Source organism: Cellulosimicrobium sp. BMG9.22 (assembly GCF_059159975.1).
Genome location: NZ_JBZGBY010000032.1, coordinates 1 through 20,985, shown reverse-complemented (window position 1 = coordinate 20,985; position 20,985 = coordinate 1). Strand labels below are relative to the sequence as shown.

Below are 20,985 nucleotides of genomic sequence, written 5' to 3'. Positions count from 1 at the left end.
GCGCTCGATCGTGGTTACGGTGATTCCCGACGCTACCGTGAGGAGTCCCCATGAGCAGCCTGCCCCCGGACCGCACCCCTGGACCGGACGACGACACGCCCTTCGACCCCGGGTTCGAGGAGCTGCTCCGCTCGATGCTCGGCCCCGACGCGGACGAGGCGCTGCGCGAGCTGCGCGCCCGCGGCCTCGACCCGCAGGCGCTCGCCGCGGCGGGCGGCCCGGCCGCCGACCCCCAGCTCTTCCAGCACGTCCTCGCCCAGGTCCAGCGGCTCCTGTCGACACCGAGCGACGGCCCGGTGAACACCGACGTCTCGCACGACGTCGCACGCCAGGTCGCGGTCGCCGAGGGCGACCCGTCCGTCTCGGCAGCGCAGCAGCGGGCGGTCACCGACGCGCTGTCGGTCGCCGAGCTGTGGCTCGACGCGGTGACCGACCTGCCGCCGTCGGGCGGGCGCGCGCAGGCGTGGAGCCGCTCGGAGTGGGTCGAGCACACGCTGCCCGCGTGGAACGAGCTCGTGGCGCCCGTGGCGTCGTCGGTGGTCGACGCGCTCGCGACGGTGCTGCGCGACCAGCTCCCCGAGGGCCTCGGCGACGAGGGCCCGTCGGCGCTGCCCGGCGTCGGGTTCACCGTGCCAGGTCAGGTCCCCGGCCTGCCCGCGGGCGCCCTGGGGATGCCGGCGGGCGACCCCGCGGCCCTCATGCAGCGTCTCGGCTCCGCCGTGTTCGGCATGCAGGTCGGCCAGGCGGCCGGGACCTTGTCGCGCGAGGTCTTCGGTGCGACCGACATCGGGCTGCCCCTGCTCGACAAGCCCGCCACGGTCCTCCTGCCCGCCAACGTCGAGGCGTTCGCCGACGGGCTGGACGCCCCCGCCGAGGAGGTCCGCCTCTTCCTCGCCCTGCGCGAGGCCGCGCACGCGCGCCTGTTCACGCACGTGTCGTGGCTGCGCGGGCACCTGCGGGGGCTCGTCGACGCGTACGCGCGCGGCATCACGATCGACCTCTCCGCGCTCGAGTCACAGCTCTCCGACGTCGACCTGACGGACACCGGCGCGCTCCAGCGCGCCCTGTCCGGTGGCGTCTTCGGCGTGCAGAACACTCCCGAGCAGCAGGCCACGCTCCTGCGGCTCGAGACCACGCTCGCGCTCGTCGAGGGCTGGGTCGACGAGGTCACGGCCGCCGCCGCGCTGCCGCACCTGCCGCACGCCGTCCCGCTGCGAGAGATGCTGCGCCGGCGGCGCGCCGCCGGGGGGCCTGCCGAGCACACGTTCGCGACGCTCGTCGGGCTCGAGCTGCGGCCGCGGCGGTCGCGCGACGCGGCCGCGCTGTGGGCGTTCATCGCCGCCCAGCCCGGCCCCCGCTCCGGGAGCGCGGCGCGCGACGGCGTGTGGGACCACCCGGACCTGCTGCCCGACGCGGCCGACCTCGACGACCCCGCAGGCTACGCCGACCGCCGCGACGCGACGCGTGCCGAGGAGGCCGACGTCGACCGCGCGCTCGAGGAGATCTTCCGCACCGCCGGCGGTCCGGAGTCCGGGCCGGACTCAGGGCCGGACTCAGGTCCGGACACCGGGCAGGACGACGACGCGCAGGGAGGACGCGGGTGAGCCGACCGGCTCAGCCGTCGACGGCGTCGTCTCCCGTCCCGGAGCCGGCGTCGTCGTCGGACTCCACCTCCGCGTCACGCGCGTAGGAGAAGCCCTCGAGGAACCCCCGCGCGCGGTCCGTGCGCGGGTACGCCTCGAGCAGCTTCCAGAAGCCCGGGCCGTGCCCCGCGTGCTGCAGGTGCGCGAGCTCGTGCAGCAGGACGTAGTCGAGCACCCAGGACGGCATCCCCCGCACGCGCGTCGAGATGCGGATCGAGCCGTCGATGAGCGTGCACGACCCCCAGCGACGGTCCTGGTTCCCCGACCAGCGCACGCTCGACGGGTGCGCCCGGCCGTCGAGGTAGCGCTCGGACAGCTCGACGGCACGACGGTGGAGCTCGTCGTCCGAGGGTCGTCGCCGGCGCTCGGAGTCGGCGAGGCGGTCGAGCATCCGCTGGACCCACTCACGTTCCTGGGCCCGCGTGAAGCGCGCGGGGATGGCGACGATCGTGCGCTCGCCGTCGCGGTACGCGCTCACCGTGCTCTTGCGTCGGCGGCTGCGCCGAACCTCCACGACCGTCTCCTGGACCACGCTCAGACGGTACTGGTTCACGCCACGAAAGGGCAGGGTCCACGCCGGACAGATCCCGTTCCTGGCGCACCCCGACGACGATCCGGCGGGTGCTGCGACGCGGCAGGACCGGCGCCGCACCTCGAGACGGTCAAGCAGTCCCCGCGGAAGCACCAACTCGTCCGGGGCTGTGGAAAACCCCGGCCGGGTCGTGCCCGCGTGCCACGCTGGCCACGGGCCGCCACGACGCGACGGCCCCCGGCGGACCAGGAGGAACCGTGCACCGAGGCAGCGTGCTGCGCCCTGACACTCCCGTGCTGCGACGCGCGCCCGGCGAGCTGCAGTTCGGGACGGACCCGCGGTGGTCCGTGCGGCTCGTCGGCCTCGACCCGGACGAGGAGCGGTGGCTGCGCGGTCTCTCGCGCTCGCCCGCGACGGCCCTGCGGCGCGGCCCCGCGGCACCCCGTCAGGAGGCGCTGCTGCGCCTCCTCGACGAGGCCCACCTCCTCGTCCCGCGCCGGCGGCGCACCGCGACCCCCGCGCCGGGCCAGGGCGAGGCCGACGTCGACGTGCTCTCCGCCGTCCGGCCGGACGGGGCGGGGCAGCGCGTCCTCGCCGCACGTCGACGCGCCGTCGTCGCCGTCGTCGGACTCGGGCGCATCGGGGCCTCGCTCGCGACGATCCTCGCGACCGCCGGGGTCGGGACGCTCGAGCTGCGCGACCCGGCACCCGTGCTCGCGGCCGACGTCGGCGTGGGCGCGTTCCGGCTGCGTGACGTCGGGGCGGCACGCGAGGCGGCGGTGCGGCGCGTCGTGGGCGAGGTGGCGCCGGGCGCGGAGCTGCGGTCCCCGTCAGACGGGACGCCGACCGAGGGCCGTCGGGGCGGCCTCGCCGTGGCGGCACCGGACGTCGTCGTCGTGGTGGAGCACGGCGCGGCGGACGCGCAGAGCTTCCGCGGGCTCGTGGGAGAGGGTGTGGCGCACCTGTCGGTCGTGGTGCGCGAGGCCGACGTGCTCGTCGGACCGTTCGTGCGGCCGGGGCTCGGCCCGTGCCTGACCTGCGTCGACCTGCACCGGGCGGACGTCGACCCGTGCTGGCCGCAGGTCGCTCAGCAGCTGCGGGAGTCGGCGCGTCCGGAGCGCGAGGAGACGGTGCTCGCGGCCACGGCGGCTGCGCTCGCTGCCGGCCAGGTGCTCGCCGCCCTCGACGGGGCGGTGCCTCGCGCAGCCACGGCATGCATCGAGATCCCTGCTCCCGATGCCGTGCCGCGGCTGCGCGAGACCGGACGGCACCCGCGGTGCGGGTGCGACGAGCTCGCGCGCACGCCCCCGGACGGGGCGCCGCTCAGCATGTCACGCCGCCGTCGAGACGCCGGCTGACGTCTCGGCGTCGGCGCGGACGGCCTCCTCGGCCTGGCGCTCGGCCTCGCGGGCAAGGACCTCGGCCTTGCTCGGGCGGCCACGACCACGCTTGCGCGCGACGACGACGCCGTCCACGAAGACCTCGCCGCCCCAGACGCCCCAGGGTTCGCGACGCTCGACCGCGCCCGCGAGGCAGCCCTCGACGAGCGGGCACGTGCGGCACAGGGCCTTGGCCTGCTCGACCTCGGAGGAGCGCTCGGCGAACCAGAGCTCGGGGTCGTTCGTGCGGCAGGGCAGCAGGCCCGCGAGGAGCCGGTCGAACTCGGCGGCGTCCTGCTCGCCGAGCGGTGTGGTGAGTGGTTGGTGCGGGACCCAGGGGCCGGATCCGCCCTGGGCAGTGATGTTGTCGAGCAGCGCGGTGAGCCGCACGATGTCCTCCAGTGATGTCCTGTCGTGGGTGTGAACGTCGTCGTCACAGGACCCGAGGGACCGCTGTCCCGTCAGTGGAGAGACGGGAAAGACCGGTGATCCTCATCGGCAGTCGTGCTCTGGAGAGAACGAAGGCCGCGGGTCCGAGATGGACTCCGCGGCCTGGAAGGTTCGGTCGGTCAGACCGGACGAGTCCTGGGGGCGGAGTCGGGCGCGGGGCGGGAGACGAAGATGCCGCCGCGGTGCGCGGTCGCACGGGGACGGAGTCCTCCTGGCGTGCCCGTGTACACGGTCGCGATATCCAGCAGGTTCGCCATGGCGATCTGGTTCTTCATCAGCTTTCCCACCCCCTCTCTCCGTTCAGGGACCCGCCTCTCGGCGCGGTCCCTCCCCAACAGGACTCGTCGACCATATGCCGCCCCTCAGGAGACGCACAACTTATTTGCGGAGATTTCTTCGACGAGTTTTCGAGGACCACCCTGTGGTCCCGCTCACGAGCCGGCGCGCCCCACGATCTCGAGGAGCGCGGCACCGTAGCGCTCGATCTTCGCCGGGCCCAGCCCGTCGATGCGGGCGAGTCCGGCGGGGTCCGTCGGACGCGTCTCGGCGATGGCGGCGAGCGTCGTGTCGACGAGCACGGTGAACGCCGGCTTGTCGGTCTCCTGCGCGACCTGCAGCCGCCACTCGCGCAGCCGCTCGAAGAGCTCGCGGTCGTACTCGCCCGTGAGGCGCAGCTTCGCCTGCCCCGAGCGCGGGCGCCGTCCGTGGCCGGACGCGCCCGGCTCGTCGGGCCACAGCCCGTCGAGGAACCTGGTCCGACGCCGTGTGGCACGACCGCCCGGGTTGCGCGAACGGGCGAACGACACCTCCAGGTGCTCGCGCGCCCGCGTGATGCCGACGTAGAGCAGTCGGCGCTCCTCCGCGACAGCCTCGTCCGTCTCCGCGAGCGAGATCGGCATGAGCCCCTCGCTCATGCCCGCGAGGAAGACCGCGTCCCACTCGAGACCCTTCGCGGCGTGCAGGGAGGCGAGCGTCACGCCCTCGACGGTCGGCGCGTGCTGCGCCGCGGCCCGCTCGTCGAGCTCGGCGACGAACGTCGCGACGGTCGGAGCCGGCCCCTCGGCCGCCAGCGCGAGGGCCGCGACGTCGTCCGCGAGCGCGACCAACGCCTGCGTGGACTCCCAGCGCTCCCGCGCGGCGCCGCGCGCCGCGGGCGGTCCGGGTGCCCAACCCGCGGAGGCGAGGACGTCGCGCACCATCTCCGGCATCGGGACCTCGGGGTCCGCGGACCGCGCTGCCCCGCGCAGGAGCACGATCGCGTCGCGGACCTCCTTGCGCTGGAAGAACCGCTCGCCGCCGCGCACGAGATAGCCGATGCCCGCGTCGGCGAGCGCCGACTCGAACGCCTCCGACTGCGCGTTGGTGCGGTAGAGCACCGCGACCTCGCTCGCGCGCGTCCCGGCGGCGAGGAGACGCGAGACCCGCTGCGCGATGCCCTTCGCCTCCGCCTCGTCGTCGTCGTACGCGGTGAACGCGACGGGCGGGCCCGCGGGCCGCTGGGCGACGAGCTCGAGCGCCTGGTGCGCCCCGCCCGCGCGGCCGGCGCGCGCGAGGAGCTGGTTCGCGAGGTTCACGACCTGCGGGGTCGAACGGTAGTCCCGGACGAGACGGACGACCTGGGCCTTCGGGTGCGTGCGCGAGAACGTGAGGAGGTGGTGCGGTGACGCGCCCGTGAACGAGTAGATGGTCTGCGACGGGTCGCCGACGACGCACAGCTCGTCCCTGCCTCCGAGCCACTGGTCGAGGACGAACTGCTGGAGCGGGGACACGTCCTGGTACTCGTCGACGACGAAGTGCCGGTACTGGCGCCGGACCTCGTCCGCGACGGAGCCCTGCGTCGAGAGCATGTCGCCGAGCATGAGCAGCACGTCCTCGAAGTCGATGACGGACCGCTCGGTCTTGACGTCCTCGTAGGCGGTGACGAGGCGCGCCACGGTCTGATGGTCGTAGCCCGCAGGGGGCTCGCGGTCGATCGCTTCGCACGCGCGCACGTAGTCGTCCGCGGTGACGAGCGAGACCTTCGCCCACTCGACCTCGGACGACAGGTCGCGTACCGCGACGCGGTCGACGCCCACCCCGAGCCGTCGGGCCGCCTCGGCGATCACCGGTGCCTTGTACTCGAGGATGCGCGGCGGCGCACCGCCGACGACCTTGGGCCAGAAGTAGCCGAGCTGGCGGAGCGCGGCCGCGTGGAACGTGCGGGCCTGCACCCCGGTGGCACCGAGCTCGCGCAGGCGGGTGCGCATCTCCCCCGCCGCGCGCGCCGTGAACGTCACGGCGAGCACGCTCGTCGGGGCGTAGACGCCGGTGCGGACGCCGTACGCGATGCGGTGCGTGATCGCTCGCGTCTTGCCCGTCCCCGCGCCGGCGAGGACGCACACCGGCCCGCGCAGCGCGAGCGCGACGTCGCGCTGGTCAGGGTCGAGCGCGTCGAGGATCTCGTCGGCGGAGCGGAGCGAGGGCGGGCGTGAGACCGGTGGCGTGGACATCACCCGCGATTCTCGCAGGCTCCGGTGACACCGGCTCCCGAGGATCCACAGGTCGCCGCCCGGGCCGGAGCCACCCTCCAGCGCCGGGAACAGTGCGTCCGGCGCCGGTGTTACGGTCACGTCTCGGCCGTCCGACCCCCCGAACAGGAGAGCTCCCGATGCCCACCGCCCCGACCCTTCCCGAGTCCGGCTCGATCGTCATGTACTCGACGAGCTGGTGCGGCTACTGCCGTCGCCTCAAGACGCAGCTCGACTCCGCGGGCATCGGCTACACCGAGGTGAACATCGAGGAGACCCCGGGGACCGCGGAGTTCGTCGAGTCCGTCAACGACGGCAACCAGACCGTGCCGACCGTCGTCTTCCCGGACGGGACCGCCGCGACCAACCCGTCGCTCGCCGAGGTCAAGCAGCGCCTCGCCGCCTGACCCGCTGTGGGCAGGGAACGGGCTCGGTCAGGTCGTCCTGACCGGGTCCGTTCCCTTCCTCAGGCGTCGGGGAGGCGACCGCCGAACCAGTCCTCGACGAGCGAGCGCGCGATCGACGTGCGGCCGGGGAGCAGCACCTCGCCGGAGCGCGCAGCCCGGTCGAGCTCGGCGCGCGTGAACCAGCGTGCGTCGGTGAGCTCGACGCCGTCGACGTGGATCTCGCTGGTGCGTGCCCGGGCCGTGAACCCCAGCATGAGCGACGCGGGGAACGGCCACGGCTGGCTCCCCCGGTACGCGACGTCGCCGACGACGACCCCCGCCTCCTCGAGCACCTCGCGCCGCACGGCGCTCTCCAGCGACTCCCCCGGCTCGACGTACCCGGCGAGCGTCGAGAAGCGCCGCTCGGGCCAGTGCGCGGCGTGCCCGAGCAGGAGGCGCTCGTCGTCGCCCTCCCCGTGCACAACCGCCATGATCACCGCCGGGTCGGTGCGCGGGTAGATCTCGACGCCCTGGGCGACGCACCGCCGCGTCCACCCGGCGTTCTCGACGGTCGTGCGCCCACCGCAGCGCGGGCAGCGCTCGTGGTTCGCGTGCCACGCCGCGAGCGCCACGGCCTCCGTCGCGAGCCCCGCGGTCGCTGACCCGAGTCCGCCGACGAGCTCGCGCAGCCCCGACCAGGCGTGCCCGCGCACGAGGACCGCGGCCGGGTCCGACGCGTCGACCCCCTCGATGTCGACCTCCTCGGCGTCGGCGTCGTCCGGAAGCACGAGCGCGACGTACGCGGTGCCCCCGTCCTCGCCGAGGAACAGCCAGCGGGCCTGCTCGTCGTCGGTCGCGGGATCGACATCAGCGACCGCCCCAGCGTCGAGGAGCGCGACCCCGCCGCCGCCGTCGTCGAGCGCAAGTCGGCCGCGGTGGACGAGGAGGACGCGTGTCGTCGGCTCCCCGCGCAGCGTGCGCACGAGGTGCGGCTCGGTCCGGCGGTGCGCGGCGCGGTCGACGAGCGTGCCGTCGAGCGGGAGCGGCAGGTCGCTCAGCGGGGGCAGGGCAAGGCCGGGCGGGAAAGGGCTGCGGGGGGTGGTGTCCGACGACGGGCCGGCGGGTGGGGTGCTCACGCTCCGACCGTAGGCCACGCCCGCGCGACGACCATGTTGATGCCGACCGCCGAACATGCGGTCGTCGCTCGTCCGAGCGTCGAAACAGCCCGCAACCGCATGCTCGGCCGAATGATGGTCGGCGTGGGGCCCAGGGGACCTGGGTAGCAGCGACTACCGTGGTCGGGTGCCTCGTTCTCCGCTCACCCTGGCCGCGCTCGCGACGGCGGCCGTCCCCGGCCTCGACGCCCGCACCGCGCAGCCCGTGGAGGACCCGGGCGACTACGACACGGCCGTCGTGACGGATGCCGACGGCACCCGCTGGACCGTGCGAGCCCCTCGGAGCCTCCAGGCGGGCGCCGCCCTCGAGGCCGAGGCGGAGCTGCTCGCGTCGCTCCAGATGTACGCCGAGGCGGGGGTCCTGTCATTCACGGTCCCCCGCGTCAGCGGGTCCGCGCTCCTGCCGGAGGGCGGTCGCGCCGTCGTGCACCCGGCGCTCGACGGGACCCCGCTCGACGTCGAGACCCTGCGGCCCGGGCCGGGCCTCGCCGCGGACCTCGGCCGCGTGCTCGCCTCGATCCACGAGCTCCCCCGCTCGATCGTCGACGACGCGGGCCTCCCGGGGTACGACGTCGAGGAGTACCGCGCGCGGCGCATGGCCGAGCTCGACGAGGCGGCCGCGACCGGCAAGGTGCCGCCGGCCCTGCTGCGCCGCTGGGAGTCGGCGCTGGAGGACGTGTCGCTGTGGCGGTTCCAGCCCGTCGTCGTGCACGGCGACCTGGGCCCCGAGCAGGTGCTCGTGGCGCGCGGGCGCGTCGCGGCCGTGACCGACTGGGCGAACGCGCGCGTCGCGGACCCCGCGGACGACCTCGCGTGGCTGCTCGTCGCGGCGCCCCCGGAGTCGATCGACTCGATCATGGAGGCGTACCAGCTGCGCCGGACCGAGCTCACCGACAAGAACCTCGTCGAGCGCGCCCTGCTCGTCGGCGAGCTCGCGCTCGCGCGCTGGCTCCTGCACGGGGTGCGGCACCGGCTCGACGACGTCGTGGCCGACGCGCTCGACATGCTCGCCGACCTCGAGGACTCGACGCGCGGGCACGACGAGGACTGAGCGGCTCTCAGGTCCGCAGCAGCGCCTCGATCTCCGCCTCGCCCAGCAGCCGCTCCGGTCGCACCGTCTCGTCGGACGCGACGTAGTAGAACGCCGCGCTCACCTTCTCGAGGGGGAGCCCGGACCACCGGGACCAGGCGAGCCGGTAGACGGCGAGCTGCACCTCGCGCACGCTGCGCGCCGCCGGGTCCGACGGCGCCCGGCCGGTCTTCCAGTCCACGACGACGACGCCGTCGGGCGCGCCGGTGTCCGGGGAGTCCGGAACCTCGGGAAACACGGCGTCGATGCGCGAGCGCAGCACCGTCGCGCCCACGGGCGTCTCGACGTCGACCTCGACCGCGAGCGGCGTGCGCGCCGCCCACTGCGACGCGAGGAACGTGCGCTGCAGCCGGTCGAGGTCGAGGTCCGGGTCGAGGTCCTCGTCGTCCGCACCGGGCAGGTCCTCGACGTCGAGGAGCGACGACGTCGTGAAGTAGCGCTCGGCCCACAGGTGGAAGCGCGTGCCGCGGCGGGCGTGCACGGTCGGCTCGCCCGGCACCGGGCGGCGCAGGTGCAGCGCGAACTCGGCACGGTCGGCGGCGAGGCGGACCAGAGCGGACGCCGACACGTGCGCGGGCATCTCGACCTCCCGCCCGGAGCGTTCGGCCCGCTCGGCGAGGAGCACCCGGGCGAGGGCGACCAGGTCGCGGCCGTCGCGGTCGACGAGCACCCCCTGGGGCGCCGTGACGCCGAGGGCGTCCGGAGCGACCCCGGCGCGCTCGCGCGCCGCGCTCTCGACGCGCCGCGCGGTCGCGCGGAGCACCGACCGGGCCGTGCCCGGCGCCGCGTCGTCCGGGGCCGGCCAGGTGCCCGTGACCTCGAGGTCCTCCAGGGGGTTGGTGTCGTCGGGGCCCGGAGGCGCCGACCAGCCGTCGGCCCGTACGACGCCCGCCTCGACCAGCTCGAGGAGGAACGGGGACACGACGCGAGGCCGTGAGCCGCCCTGCCACCACGAGGCGGTGAGGAACAGCTCGCGTCGTGCACGGGTGAAAGCCACGTAGGCGAGCCGGCGCTCCTCGGCGAGCTGGTGCTCGCCGCACGCCGCACGGAACTCCTCCCTGCGCGCCACGAGCTCCTTCGTGTCCGCGGCCAGCTCGTGCCGGAACGCGGGCAGGTCGGCGGCGTCCCCGCGCAGCGGGTACGGGAGCTGGGAGACGTCGGTGAGCCAGCCGCTGTCCGCCCGGACACCGGTCGAGGACTGCACGACCGTGGGGAACACGCCGTCGACGAGGCCCGGGACCGCGACGACGTCCCACTCGAGGCCCTTCGCCGCGTGCACCGTGATGACCTGCACCGCGTCGGGGTCCGGCTCCCGCACGGGGAGGTCGAGACCGTTCTCACGGTTCGCGGCGACACCGAGCCACGCGAGGAACGCCCCCAGCGTCACCACGTCCGCCGTCTGCGCGAACGTCGCCGCGACGTCCCGGAGGCCGTCGAGGTGCTCGCGTGCGCGGTCGCTCACGGCGTCCGGGTCGACGAGCCGGTGCGACTGCAGGAGCGCCGCGTTGGTCGCGGCCTCCACGTCGAGGCCCAGCGCGCGCTCCGCCTCGACGACGAGCTCCGGCAGGGAGAGGTAGGTCAGCCCGCGCAGCGTGCGCAGGGTCGCCGACAGCGCCCGCAGACGGGCGTGACCGTCCGCGGTGAGGGTGCGCCCGTCGCCCGCCGCCTCGCCGGGCTCGGGCAGGTCGTCGAGCGCGTCGACGATCGACCGGTGGTCGGCCACGTCGCCCTCGACGACGACCGGGTCCCCGTCCTGCCCGGCACCGGGCGAGCGGCGCCTGCCGAGCCGCTCCTCGCGGCGCGCGAGGTCGGCCGCCCGGCTGCCGAGCGCGTGCAGGTCGGCGGCGCCGAGGTTGATCCGGGGGCCGGTGAGCAGCCGGACGAGCGCGTCCCCGCGCGACGGGTCGTGCACGGCCTCGAGGAGCGCGACGACGTCGACGACCTCCGGCGTCGTCAGGAGCCCACCGAGGCCCACGACCTCGACCGGGAGGCCGCGGCGGCGCAGCGCGACCTCCAGCGCGGCGAACTGGCTGCGCTTGCGGCACAGGACGGCGGCCGTCACGCGGCCGCCGGGGGCGCCCGCCGGCCGCCAGCGGGCTGCGACGTACTCCGCGACGGCGGCCGCCTCCTCCTCGGCGGTCGCCCCGACGTGCGCGGTGACCGCCCCGGGTCCGTGGTCCGGGCGCAGCGCGAGCGGCGGGACGTCCACCCGGTCGCCCCGAGCACCGTGCGCCCCGTCGCTCCCGGCGCCACCCGCTGCGGCGCGCAGGGGCGCGGCAGCGACGTTCGCCGCCCGGAGCACCGCCGCGTCGTTGCGCCACGACGTGGACAGGTAGTGCACCGCTGCGGGCCGGCCCGCCTCGCGGCGGAACCGCTCGGGGAACCGCGCGAGGCCACCCGCGCTCGCCCCCCGCCAGCCGTAGATCGACTGGTGGGGGTCGCCCACCGCGGTGACCGCGTGCCCGTCGCCGAAGAGGCCGGCGAGCAGCTCGACCTGGGCGTGGGACGTGTCCTGGTACTCGTCGAGCAGCACGACGCGGAAGCGCGAGCGCTCCGTCACCCCGACGACCGGGACATCGGCCGCGAGGCGCGCCGCGAGCGCGACCTGGTCGCCGAAGTCGAGCGAGTCCGTCGCGCGCTTGCGCCGGCGGTACTCGGCGACGACGTCGAGGAGCCGGACACGCTCCGCGACGTCGCCGATCAGCTTCTCGACCTCCTTGGTCCGCGCCTTCTGCTTGGGGCCGGGCGGCAGGGCGTCGAGCGCCCCGACGATCTCCTCCAGCCGGTCGCGCGCCTCCCGCGGCTCGAGCAGGTGCTCACCGAGCGCGCCCGAGAGGCCGAGGACGGCGGCCACGACGGTGCTCACGGCACGCTCCGTGCCGAGGTCCTCGTCCCAGCCCTCGACGACCTCGGAGGCGAGCTGCCACTGCTGCGCCTCGCCCAGCAGCCGCGACCCGGGCTCGACGCCCACCCGCAGGCCGTGGTCCGCGACGAGCGACGCCGCGTAGGCGTTGTACGTGGCGACGGTCGGGCGGTCGAGCAACGAGAGCGCCGACGTCGCGCCACCCCGGGCCCGCGCGAGCTGCGCGAGGCGCACCTGCACGCGCTCGGCGAGCTCCCCCGCGGCCTTGCGGGTGAACGTCAGGCCCAGCACGGCGTCGGGTGCGACCAGCCCGTTGGCGATGAGCCAGACGACGCGCGCGGCCATCGTCTCGGTCTTGCCCGACCCGGCGCCCGCGACCACGAGCGCGGGCTCGAGGGGCGCCTCGATGACCTCGACCTGCTCCGGCGTGGGCCGCGGACGGCCGAGGAGGTCGGCGATGCGGGTCGCGGAGAGGATCGGACGCGCCGGCTCGACCGCCCGCTCCTCCGCCGCCACGAGCCGCACCCGCGGCTCGGGCTCCGGGAGCTCGAAGAGCTCGCTGCTCATGCCACCACCTTCCGTCCTTCGGGCTGCACGGGGCACGACCGGCGCACGGGGCACATCTCGCACAGCCCGTTGACCCGGGCCGTGAACGTCGCCGACGACATGGTCGTCGCCGCGTCGTCGACGAGGTCGCGCGCCCAGCTCGTGCCGTCGGGCGCGGGGTCGAGCGCGGGCTGCGTGACGACGGCCGGCCCGACGTGGGTGCTGCCCACGTAGACGAGCTGGGCCCCTGCACTGCGCGTCTCCTCGGGCACGTCGAGACCGCCCACCTCGACCGCGAGCTGGTACGCGCCGAGCTGCGGGTGCTCCGCCCCCTCGGCCTTCGTCGCCGTCCGGCGCCCGGTCTTGAGGTCGACGACCCGGACCTTCCCGTCGCCCGCGTCCTCGACCCGGTCGATGGTTCCTCGCAGGCGCGCGCGCCCGACCGTCACGTCGAACGTGGGCTCGACGAGCAGCGGCTCCCCGGCCTGGGCGAGGTAGGCCGCGAGCTTCTCGATCATGCGGTCGGCCCGCTTGCGCAGCTGGCGCGAGGGCCATCCCTCGGGCAGGGCGAGCTCGGCCCAGCGGTGGTCGAGCTCGGCCCGCAGCTCGGCCAGGGAGCCCGACGGCGTGGTCTCCGCGATCGAGTGCACGAGCGTGCCGAGGTTCTGGTGCGTCGCGTCGGGTGCCGTCCCGCCCGCGGCCTCGAGCGACCACCGCAGCGGGCAGGTCGTCACGGTCTCGACCTTCGAGGGCGAGACCGTCACCGTCTCGTCCTCGCGGCGCAGCGCCGCCGTGCTGGACACGCCCGAGACGCCGTACCAGGACTCCGGCCGGGCCTCGGCGACATCGAGCGCCCCGAGGTCGGCGAGCAGCGTCGCGGCGGCGACGGCGCGCGGGTCGAGCCCAGGCCCGGGGTCACCCGGCACCGGACCGACCGGGACCTCGTCGTCCGGCCGGCCGGCGGCCTGGTCGCGCGCCGCGTCGGCGACGAGGACGGCGCGCGCGGACGCGACGAGGCCGCGCAGGTCGAGCGGCGCGCCCACGAGCACCCGGCGGCGGTCACCGGGCACCTCCTGACCGGGCGCGACACCGCCGTCCGGCCCGCGGTCGCCGCCCGGCCCGTCACCGCCCGGTTCACCGCCGCCGTCCCCCGGACCCGTCGGGTCGCCGTCCGGCTCGCCGGGCGGGACGACGAGGTCGCAGAACACCGACGGGGTCTCCTCGGCGTCGTCGACCGCGGTGACGACGAGGCGCCGCGTCGCGCGCGAGGTCGCGACGACGAAGCCGCGCAGCTCGTCCGCGAGGACCTGCGCGCGCGCCTCGGAACCGACGCCGTGCGCATCCTGCGCGCGGCCCGCGACGAGCTCCACGAGCGCCTGCGACCCAAGCAGCGAGTCGCGCAGCCGCAGGTCCGGCCACACGCCGTCCTGCACGCCGGCGACGACGACCACGTCCCACTCGCGCCCGGCCGCGCCCGCGGGGGTGAGTGCGGCGACGGCGTCGGAACCGCCCGTGCTGGCCGCGAGGGAGTCCGCCGGCAGGTCCTGCGAGGCGAGGTACTCGACGAAGGCCTCGACGGGTGCGCCCGGCATGCGGTCGACGAACGTCTCCGCCGCGCGGAACAGCGCGAGCACCGCGTCGAGGTCGCGGTCGGCACGCGCGCCCGAGGGTCCTCCGTCGAGCGCAGCCGAGCGCCAGCGCTCGGCCAGCCCGGTCGCCGCCCACACGGCCCACAGGACGGTCTGCGCGGTCGCGCCCGGCTCGGCCGCCGCCGCGCGTCCCGCCGCGAGCGCCCGCGCGACCGCGACCGGCCCGCGCCGCACCGCCGGTGGGAGCGTCGCAGCCCGCGCCGGGTCGTCGAGCACCTCGACGAGCAGCGTGTCGGACGAGCGCCCGCCCCCGCCGTCGAGCTCCTCCGCGCGCAGCGCCCTGCGCAGCCGGCGCAGGGCGACGACGTCGAGCCCGCCGAACGGGGAGGTGAGCAGCGCCGCGGCGGTCAGGGGGTCGAGGGCTCCGAACGGTTCCGACACGTCGCCGCGCGGTGCGACGCACACGCGGACCGCGGCCAGGAGCGGCGCGACGGCCGGCTCGTCGCGCAGCGGGACGTCCGAGCCGAGGAGCGTGACCGGGACGGACGCGGCGACCAGCTCGCGCCGCAGTGCGGCCAGCCGCGTCCCTGTGCGAGCGACGACCGCCATGCGGTGCCACGGCGTGGCGTGCAGCAGGTGCTCCGCGCGCAGCTCGCGCGCGACGTACGCCGCCTCCTGCGCCGCGCCCGCGAGCACCGCGACCTCGACCGCCGGTGCGCGCTCGGGGTCCGGGCGCGCTGCGGCGCCGCGGTGGAGGGCTCCCGCGACCGTGCCGACCTGCGTCGTGACGCGTCGCGTCACGGCCCGCAGCGCGGCGGGCTGGCGCCACGCCGTCCCGAGGACGGTGACGCGCGCGCCGAGCTCCCCGCGGCGCGCACCGTCACGACGCGCCGGCGCGGACGCCCGGCCGACGAGGCCGGGGCTCGCGCCGCGGAACGTCTGGACCGCGGAGTCCGGGTCGCCGAGCAGGACGAGCCGCGCCCCGTCGTCGTGCAGCACGTGGAGCAGGCGCGCGGTGGCGACGGTCGCCTCCTGGTAGTCGTCGACGACGACGAGGTCCCAGCGCGGCCGCGGGGCGTCGGGCACCTCGTCGTCCCACGCGAGCAGCGCCTCCGCCGCCTCGTCCACGACGACGGCCGGGTCGAACCGCGCCCCCGCGTCGGGCGTGCCCGCGCGCAGCGCGGTGACGTCGAGGTACTCGGCGAACAGGTGCGCGCCCATCGTCCACTCGGGCCGGTCGTACCGACGCCCGAGCGCCTCGAGGTCGGCGGGCGTGAGCCCGCGCTCGGCGGCGCGCATGAGCAGGTCGCGCAGCTCCTGGCGCAGACCGCGCAGGCCGAGCACCTCCTCCGGGACGCCGGGTGGCAGCGCGAGCGGTGCGCCCTCGCCCTCGAGGTGTCCCTCGAGGAGGTCCGCGAGGACGAGGTCCTGCTCCGGCCCGGAGATGAGCGTGGGCGGTGGGTCGCCCAGTGCGGCCGCCCGCTCGTGCAGCACCGCGAACGCCACGGACGCCGCGGTGCGGACCATGGGGGCGCCCACCGTGCGGCGAGCCCGGGCCGAGAGCCGGTCGCGCAGCGCCGCGGCGGCGCGGCGCGAGGACGCGAGGAGCAGGACGCGCTCGGGTGCGACGCCGTCGGCCAGCGCGGCGAGCACGACCTCCTGCGCGACGAGCGTCTTGCCCGTGCCCGGCGCACCGACGACGAGGGTGGCTCCCGGTCCTGCGGCCGCCACGACCGCAGCGCGCTGGGAGACGTCGAGCTCCACGTCCGTCTCGTGGTCGCGGGCCCTCGCGACGAGGCGGGGCCCCTGCGGGGGTCGGGTCCTGAGCACGGTCCAGATCCCATCACGGGCCACCCACACGAGCGGGCGCGGCGCGCCCGGGGACGCGACGGGCGAGGCTACGGGACGGGCCAGCCGTTCGGGACGCAGCCCTGCGCGGAGATCGTCTGCTGGACCATCACCGGCGCGACCGCGCCCGGTGCGGGGCAGTCCTCGTGCCCGTGCCCGAGCACGTGCCCGACCTCGTGGTTGACCAGGTACTGGCGGTACGTCGCGACGTCGTCGCCGAAGTCCGGCGCGCCGACCACCCAGCGCTCGAAGTTGAGCACCGCGACGCCCGCGACCGAGTTGCCGCACGAGTACTTCCCCTCGGTCGCGAGGGGCGCGCACAGGCGGTCGGTCGTCGCGGGGCTCGCGAGCACGACGCGGATCGACGCGTCGTCGGCCGCGGTCCGGGAGAACGTGACGCCGTCCGGGACGGACCAGCCGCGGGCGTCGTTGAGCGTGGCGAGGACGGCCGTCGCGAGCGTCTCCCCGTCGACCGGCAGGCCGGCCTCGACCTCGACCCGGACGGAGCGCACGGTGCCTGCCCCCGGCGCGGGCGCCTCGCCGGGCACGACGACGAGCGCACCGCCCAGGTCGGGCACCACGGCGACCTCGCCCACCAGACCCGAGCCCGGCTCGGGGAGCGGCACGGCCGGGGCGGGCGGCGCCGCAGGGGGCTCCGGCGCCGGCGCCGGCGGGGTGGTCGGTGCGGGCGACGAGGACGGCGACGAGGACGGCGTGGGCGCGACGAGCGGCAGCGGTCGTGGCGACGCGAGGTCGACGAGCCCCGGCCCGTCGTCCTCGTGCTCGGCGCGTTCCACGCCCGAGCGGCTCGCGGCGACGGTGCCGTCGCGCTCCGGGGGTGCTTCCCGGCCGGCGGTCACGGGGACGGCGCCCCCGGGGTCGGGCGCGCGTCCCGGGACGTCCCACACCTCCGCCGTCGCGGCACCGGCCGAGAACCCGACGGCGAGGCACGCCGCGACCGCCGTGAGCCGCCGCAGCCGCCGCGCGGGTCTGCGCGCGGCACCGGTCGAGGTGCCGATCGGGCGGTTCGGGACGGTATGTCTGTCGGGCACCGACCCATCGTCCCACTCCTCGCGACGACCGGTCGACACCGCGGCCCGTTTCCGTATCCTCGCCCCATGACGGGAGCCGGTGAGCGAGGGACGCGAGCCGCCGTCGTGCCGGGGGCCCGCACCCGCATGCCGCGCGACGAGCGCCGCGCGCAGCTCCTGCGCATCGCGGAGGAGCTCTTCGCCTCCCACGGCTATCACCACATCTCGATGGACGACATCGCCGACCGGGCCGGCGTCGGCAAGCCGGTGCTCTACCGGCACTTCCCGTCGAAGCTCGACCTCTACCTCGCGATCGTCGACGAGCAGGGAGACCGTCTCGTGCGGTCCGTCGAGACGACGCTCGACCCGTTCCGCGAGGCCCCGCCCGGGACCGCCCCCGGCGACCTCGACGCGCTCGCCGTCGACGGCCTCGCCGTCATCGAGGGCATCGTGCGCGCCTACGTCGCGTACGCGCTGTCGGCCGGGCGCTCCGCGGCGCTGCTCTTCGAGTCGGACGTCATGCGCGACCCGGTCGTGCGTGCCAGGGTGCTCGCACCCGACACGCACATCGCGGGCGCGTTCGCCGACGTGCTCGTCCGGATCACCGAGCTCCGCACCGACGAGGCGCTGGTCGTCGCGCGCACGTGCACGGCGGTCGGGCGCGCCGCGGCGACCGAGGCGGTGCGCGCCGACGGCGTCGCCACCGCCGACGACGTCACTCGGCTCGTGCCCCGGCTCGTGTGGCGCGGGGTGCACGGGATGCTGCGCCGGGACCGACCCGGCACGCCCGACGCCGCCGGTGCCGAGGGAATCTGACTACTATCGTTCGCGTTGTCGCCGGTGGGACCGCCCCCCGTGCGGTCGAGTCCGTCACCGGGCCGTCATCGCCGCGCCTCGCGCGCGGCCACTGTGAGGAGAAGCTGTGGAAGTCACGATCGGTGTGCAGAACCTGGCCCGCGAGCTCGTCGTCGACACGGACCTGTCCGCCGAGGACGTGGCGACCGCGGTCGCGGACGCCCTGGGCGGCGCTCCTGCGCTCGAGCTCACCGACTCACGCGGTCGCCGCGTGATCGTCCCGACGGGGTCCCTCGGGTACGTCGAGATCGGCACCGAGGAGCAGCGCAAGGTGGGCTTCGGCTCGCTCTGACGCGGTCGCCTGGCAGGTGGTCAGGCAGATCGGCCTGGCCGCGCCCTCGCGCGGTCAGGCCGCCAGGCCGAGGCGGTCCATGCGCCGCGTGTGCTCCGCGGTGAGCCGCGCGAAGACCCACGACTGGGTCGCGGGAGCGGGGCCGTTCGTCCCGCTCGCGACCGCGCCGTCGGCCGCCGCGGCGACGCCCAGCACGACGAGCCGGGCGAGCGCGGGCCGCTCGGCGAGCACGACCCCGACGACACCGAGCGCCTCACCGACGAGGCGCCGGCCCCACAGCGCGAGCCGCGACGCGAGCACCGGGTCCGCCTGCGCCGCCTCCGCGATGACGGGCGCGTAGCGCTGCGACGGCGCGTCCTGCGTGAGCGCGTCCACCACGACGCCGCGCGACCGCTCGTCGAGTCCCTGCGCCGCGAGCAGACAGAAGTCGTCGGCGACGCCCTGGCCCACGTAGCCCTTGAGGATGCCCTCCCACCACGTGCTCGGCCGCGTGCGCGCGTCGAAGTCGTCGAACATCCCGTCGAACGGGGCCATGCACGTCGCGGGGTCGCCCCCGAGCTCGGCCACGCGGTCCAGGACCGTCTCCTGCCGGTCGAGCATCGCCGCGGCCAGGCGGGACAGCGCCTGGCGCTGGCGCAGCGTCGGCGCGTGCGCGGCGTCTCCCGCGAGTCGACCGAAGCCCGCGAGCTCGGTGTACGCGACGAGCCCGAGCAGCTCGGTCGCGTCGGCGGGCTCCGCCGACGGCAGGGTCGTCTCGGTGGCGTGCTCGGCGTCGCTCATCCCGCCAGGATAGTTCTCGGATATCATGGCCCGCGTACATCGGTTGCCCGGTCGTCCAGACCTCATACGCCAGGAACTCCAGTCGTCCGGCACGACGCCCGACGACGGCAGGCCGGATCCGCCCCGCGGACCTGCCACGACATCCCGCGATCGGCTGCCGGCCACGAGGCGCGTACGACCGCGACCGGGAGCCTCCCGGGACCGGGCCCCAGGGCCCGCGGACGGTCGCGCGTGCCCGAACGAGACAGAGGCATCCAGTGACCACCACCGACGCGTCCACCACGGACGCCACCCCTGACGTGAGCGCCGACGCGACCGCCGTCGCCGCGAGCGTGCAGGCCGCCAACACGTCCTTCGCCGACTTCGGGGTGCGCCCCGAGATCGTCGAGGCGCTCGCCGACGCGGGCATCACGCACCCCTTCCCCATCCAGGCGATGACGCTGCCGGTCGCGATGTCGGGCCACGACATCATCGGCCAGGCCAAGACAGGGACGGGCAAGACGCTCGGCTTCGGCGTCCCGCTGCTGCACCGCGTCGTCGCGCCGGGCGAGCCCGGCTTCGACGAGCTGCCCTCCCCCGGCAAGCCGCAGGCGCTCGTCGTCGTGCCGACGCGCGAGCTCGCGGTCCAGGTCGCGAACGACCTCGCCACGGCGTCGAAGCGCCGCTCGGTGCGCATCGTCCAGCTCTACGGCGGGCGCGCCTACGAGCCCCAGGTCGACGCGCTGACGCGCGGCGTCGAGGTCGTCGTCGGCACCCCCGGCCGCATGATCGACCTCATGAACCAGGGGCACCTCAACCTCACACGGGCCGCGACGGTCGTGCTCGACGAGGCCGACGAGATGCTCGACCTCGGCTTCCTGCCCGACGTGGAGAAGATCCTCGCCCGCACGCCGGCGCAGCGGCACACGATGCTCTTCTCGGCGACCATGCCGGGCGCCGTCGTGTCGATGGCGCGCCGCTACATGAAGCAGCCGACGCACATCCGCGCGAACGACCCCGACGACGGCGGCCAGACGGTCAAGAACATCGAGCAGGTCGTCTACCGCGCGCACGCGCTCGACAAGGTCGAGGTCCTCGCGCGCATCCTCCAGGCCCAGGGCCGGGGCCGCACGATCGTCTTCGCGCGCACCAAGCGCACGGCGGCGAAGGTCGCGGACGAGCTCGTCGACCGCGGCTTCGCGGCCGGGTCCATCCACGGCGACCTCGGCCAGGGCGCGCGCGAGCAGGCGCTGCGCGCGTTCCGCAACGGCAAGATCGACGTGCTCGTCGCGACCGACGTCGCGGCGCGCGGCATCGACGTCGACGACGTCACGCACGTCGTCAACTACCAGTGCCCCGAGGACGAGAAGACGTACCTGCACCGCACCGGCCGCACCGGCCGCGCGGGCAACAAGGGCACCGCAGTGACGTTCGTCGACTGGGACGACCTCCCCCGCTGGGGCCTCATCGACAAGGCGCTCGACCTGGGCATCCCCGAGCCGGCGGAGACGTACTCGAGCTCGCCGCACCTGTACGCCGACCTCCACATCCTCGAGGGCACGAAGGGACGCCTGCCGAGGGACCAGCGCACGCTCGCGGGTCTGGACGCGGAGGAGATCGAGGACCTCGGCGAGACCGGCAAGCGCCACACGCCGGCGGGCGGGTCGCGCGGCGGCCGGCCCGAGCAGGGCGACCGCGGCGGGCGCGACCGGTCGGGCGAGCGCGGCAGCGACCGCGGGCGTTCCGACCGTGGCGGGCGCGCTGAGCGTGGTGGCCGTCCGGCCGAGCAGGGCCGCACCGAGGAGCGTCCCGACGGCGACCGTGCCGCCGCGACGGGTGAGGACCCGGCCGGGTCCGCCGAGGGTGGCGAGCGCCGTCGTCGCTCGCGCAGCCGTCGTCGCACGCGCGGCGGCAAGCCGGTCGAGCAGCAGGGTGGCGCCCCCGCCGCCGAGTAGTCAGGACGACGCCGAACCCCGGGTTGTGCGCCGATCGTGGTCTCGATCGACGCGTGACCCGGGGTTCGGCGTCTGCGGAGAGGCC

Annotated in this window: 16 protein-coding genes; 7 read left to right on the top strand and 9 right to left on the bottom strand. The window is 75.8% G+C overall.

Going from position 1 to position 20,985, the window contains the following annotated elements; translation table 11 throughout:
* Window positions 1-50 precede the first annotated feature (50 nt).
* Window positions 51-1,604, top strand: coding sequence for a zinc-dependent metalloprotease (locus tag AC4H2H_RS17065; protein ID WP_494372017.1), 1,554 nt, complete (start codon window positions 51-53; stop codon window positions 1,602-1,604).
* Between the two features lie 10 nt (window positions 1,605-1,614).
* Here AC4H2H_RS17065 and AC4H2H_RS17060 read toward each other — a convergent pair whose 3' ends face one another.
* Window positions 1,615-2,175: a M48 metallopeptidase family protein gene (locus tag AC4H2H_RS17060; RefSeq protein WP_494372016.1), complete on the bottom strand. Its 561-nt coding sequence runs from the start codon at window positions 2,173-2,175 to the stop codon at window positions 1,615-1,617.
* A 257-nt stretch (window positions 2,176-2,432) separates the two neighbouring features.
* On the opposite strand from AC4H2H_RS17060, the gene AC4H2H_RS17055 reads away from it, so the two are divergent.
* The gene (locus AC4H2H_RS17055; protein ID WP_494372015.1) at window positions 2,433-3,533 is read left to right on the top strand and encodes a ThiF family adenylyltransferase; all 1,101 of its coding nucleotides are present in this window, start codon (window positions 2,433-2,435) and stop codon (window positions 3,531-3,533) included.
* On the opposite strand, the gene AC4H2H_RS17050 is transcribed toward AC4H2H_RS17055, so the two are convergent.
* The 3 genes from AC4H2H_RS17050 to AC4H2H_RS17040 all read right to left on the bottom strand — a co-directional run bounded on the left by AC4H2H_RS17050 (window position 3,507) and on the right by AC4H2H_RS17040 (window position 6,493).
* Complete coding sequence (locus tag AC4H2H_RS17050; protein ID WP_494372014.1) at window positions 3,507-3,944, bottom strand: WhiB family transcriptional regulator; 438 nt, start codon at window positions 3,942-3,944, stop codon at window positions 3,507-3,509. The two genes, AC4H2H_RS17055 and AC4H2H_RS17050, sit on opposite strands and share 27 nt — an antisense overlap.
* A gap of 179 nt (window positions 3,945-4,123) precedes the next feature.
* Window positions 4,124-4,291: a hypothetical protein gene (locus tag AC4H2H_RS17045; RefSeq protein ID WP_494372013.1), complete on the bottom strand. Its 168-nt coding sequence runs from the start codon at window positions 4,289-4,291 to the stop codon at window positions 4,124-4,126.
* Window positions 4,292-4,435: 144 nt separating this feature from the next.
* Window positions 4,436-6,493 carry an ATP-dependent helicase gene (locus AC4H2H_RS17040; RefSeq protein ID WP_494372012.1) on the bottom strand — a complete coding sequence of 686 codons (2,058 nt, stop codon included), beginning with the start codon at window positions 6,491-6,493 and terminating at the stop codon, window positions 4,436-4,438.
* Between the two features lie 158 nt (window positions 6,494-6,651).
* On the opposite strand from AC4H2H_RS17040, the gene AC4H2H_RS17035 reads away from it, so the two are divergent.
* The gene (locus AC4H2H_RS17035; protein ID WP_494372011.1) at window positions 6,652-6,918 is read left to right on the top strand and encodes a mycoredoxin; all 267 of its coding nucleotides are present in this window, start codon (window positions 6,652-6,654) and stop codon (window positions 6,916-6,918) included.
* Between the two features lie 59 nt (window positions 6,919-6,977).
* On the opposite strand, the gene nudC is transcribed toward AC4H2H_RS17035, so the two are convergent.
* Window positions 6,978-8,033 (bottom strand): NAD(+) diphosphatase, encoded by a 1,056-nt coding sequence (gene nudC / locus AC4H2H_RS17030; RefSeq protein WP_494372010.1) that lies wholly within the window; start codon window positions 8,031-8,033, stop codon window positions 6,978-6,980.
* 166 nt (window positions 8,034-8,199) lie between these two features.
* Here nudC and AC4H2H_RS17025 point away from each other — a divergent pair, with 166 nt between their 5' ends.
* Window positions 8,200-9,123, top strand: a complete 924-nt coding sequence (locus AC4H2H_RS17025; protein WP_494372009.1) for a phosphotransferase — start codon at window positions 8,200-8,202, stop codon at window positions 9,121-9,123.
* Between the two features lie 7 nt (window positions 9,124-9,130).
* On the opposite strand, the gene AC4H2H_RS17020 is transcribed toward AC4H2H_RS17025, so the two are convergent.
* The 3 genes from AC4H2H_RS17020 to AC4H2H_RS17010 all read right to left on the bottom strand — a co-directional run bounded on the left by AC4H2H_RS17020 (window position 9,131) and on the right by AC4H2H_RS17010 (window position 17,060).
* Window positions 9,131-12,592 (bottom strand): ATP-dependent helicase, encoded by a 3,462-nt coding sequence (locus AC4H2H_RS17020; protein ID WP_494372008.1) that lies wholly within the window; start codon window positions 12,590-12,592, stop codon window positions 9,131-9,133.
* Window positions 12,589-15,924, bottom strand: coding sequence for a PD-(D/E)XK nuclease family protein (locus AC4H2H_RS17015; protein ID WP_494372007.1), 3,336 nt, complete (start codon window positions 15,922-15,924; stop codon window positions 12,589-12,591). Before AC4H2H_RS17015 ends, AC4H2H_RS17020 begins: the two co-directional genes overlap by 4 nt.
* A gap of 134 nt (window positions 15,925-16,058) precedes the next feature.
* Window positions 16,059-17,060 carry a DUF3152 domain-containing protein gene (locus AC4H2H_RS17010; protein ID WP_494372006.1) on the bottom strand — a complete coding sequence of 334 codons (1,002 nt, stop codon included), beginning with the start codon at window positions 17,058-17,060 and terminating at the stop codon, window positions 16,059-16,061.
* Window positions 17,061-17,126: 66 nt separating this feature from the next.
* Between AC4H2H_RS17010 and AC4H2H_RS17005 the strand changes: the two genes are divergently transcribed.
* Together AC4H2H_RS17005 and AC4H2H_RS17000 are read left to right on the top strand one after the other, a co-directional pair.
* A complete protein-coding gene (locus AC4H2H_RS17005; RefSeq protein ID WP_494372005.1) occupies window positions 17,127-17,855 on the top strand; it encodes a TetR/AcrR family transcriptional regulator in 729 nt (242 codons plus the stop codon).
* Window positions 17,856-17,961: 106 nt separating this feature from the next.
* Entirely contained in the window at window positions 17,962-18,186 is a 225-nt protein-coding gene (locus AC4H2H_RS17000; RefSeq protein ID WP_494372004.1) for a DUF3107 domain-containing protein, read from the top strand.
* A 54-nt stretch (window positions 18,187-18,240) separates the two neighbouring features.
* Here the strand turns inward: AC4H2H_RS17000 and AC4H2H_RS16995 are convergent, their stop codons facing one another.
* Window positions 18,241-18,966: a ferritin-like fold-containing protein gene (locus AC4H2H_RS16995; protein ID WP_494372003.1), complete on the bottom strand. Its 726-nt coding sequence runs from the start codon at window positions 18,964-18,966 to the stop codon at window positions 18,241-18,243.
* Window positions 18,967-19,223: 257 nt separating this feature from the next.
* Between AC4H2H_RS16995 and AC4H2H_RS16990 the strand changes: the two genes are divergently transcribed.
* Window positions 19,224-20,900 (top strand): DEAD/DEAH box helicase, encoded by a 1,677-nt coding sequence (locus AC4H2H_RS16990; protein ID WP_494372002.1) that lies wholly within the window; start codon window positions 19,224-19,226, stop codon window positions 20,898-20,900.
* Window positions 20,901-20,985 lie beyond the last annotated feature (85 nt).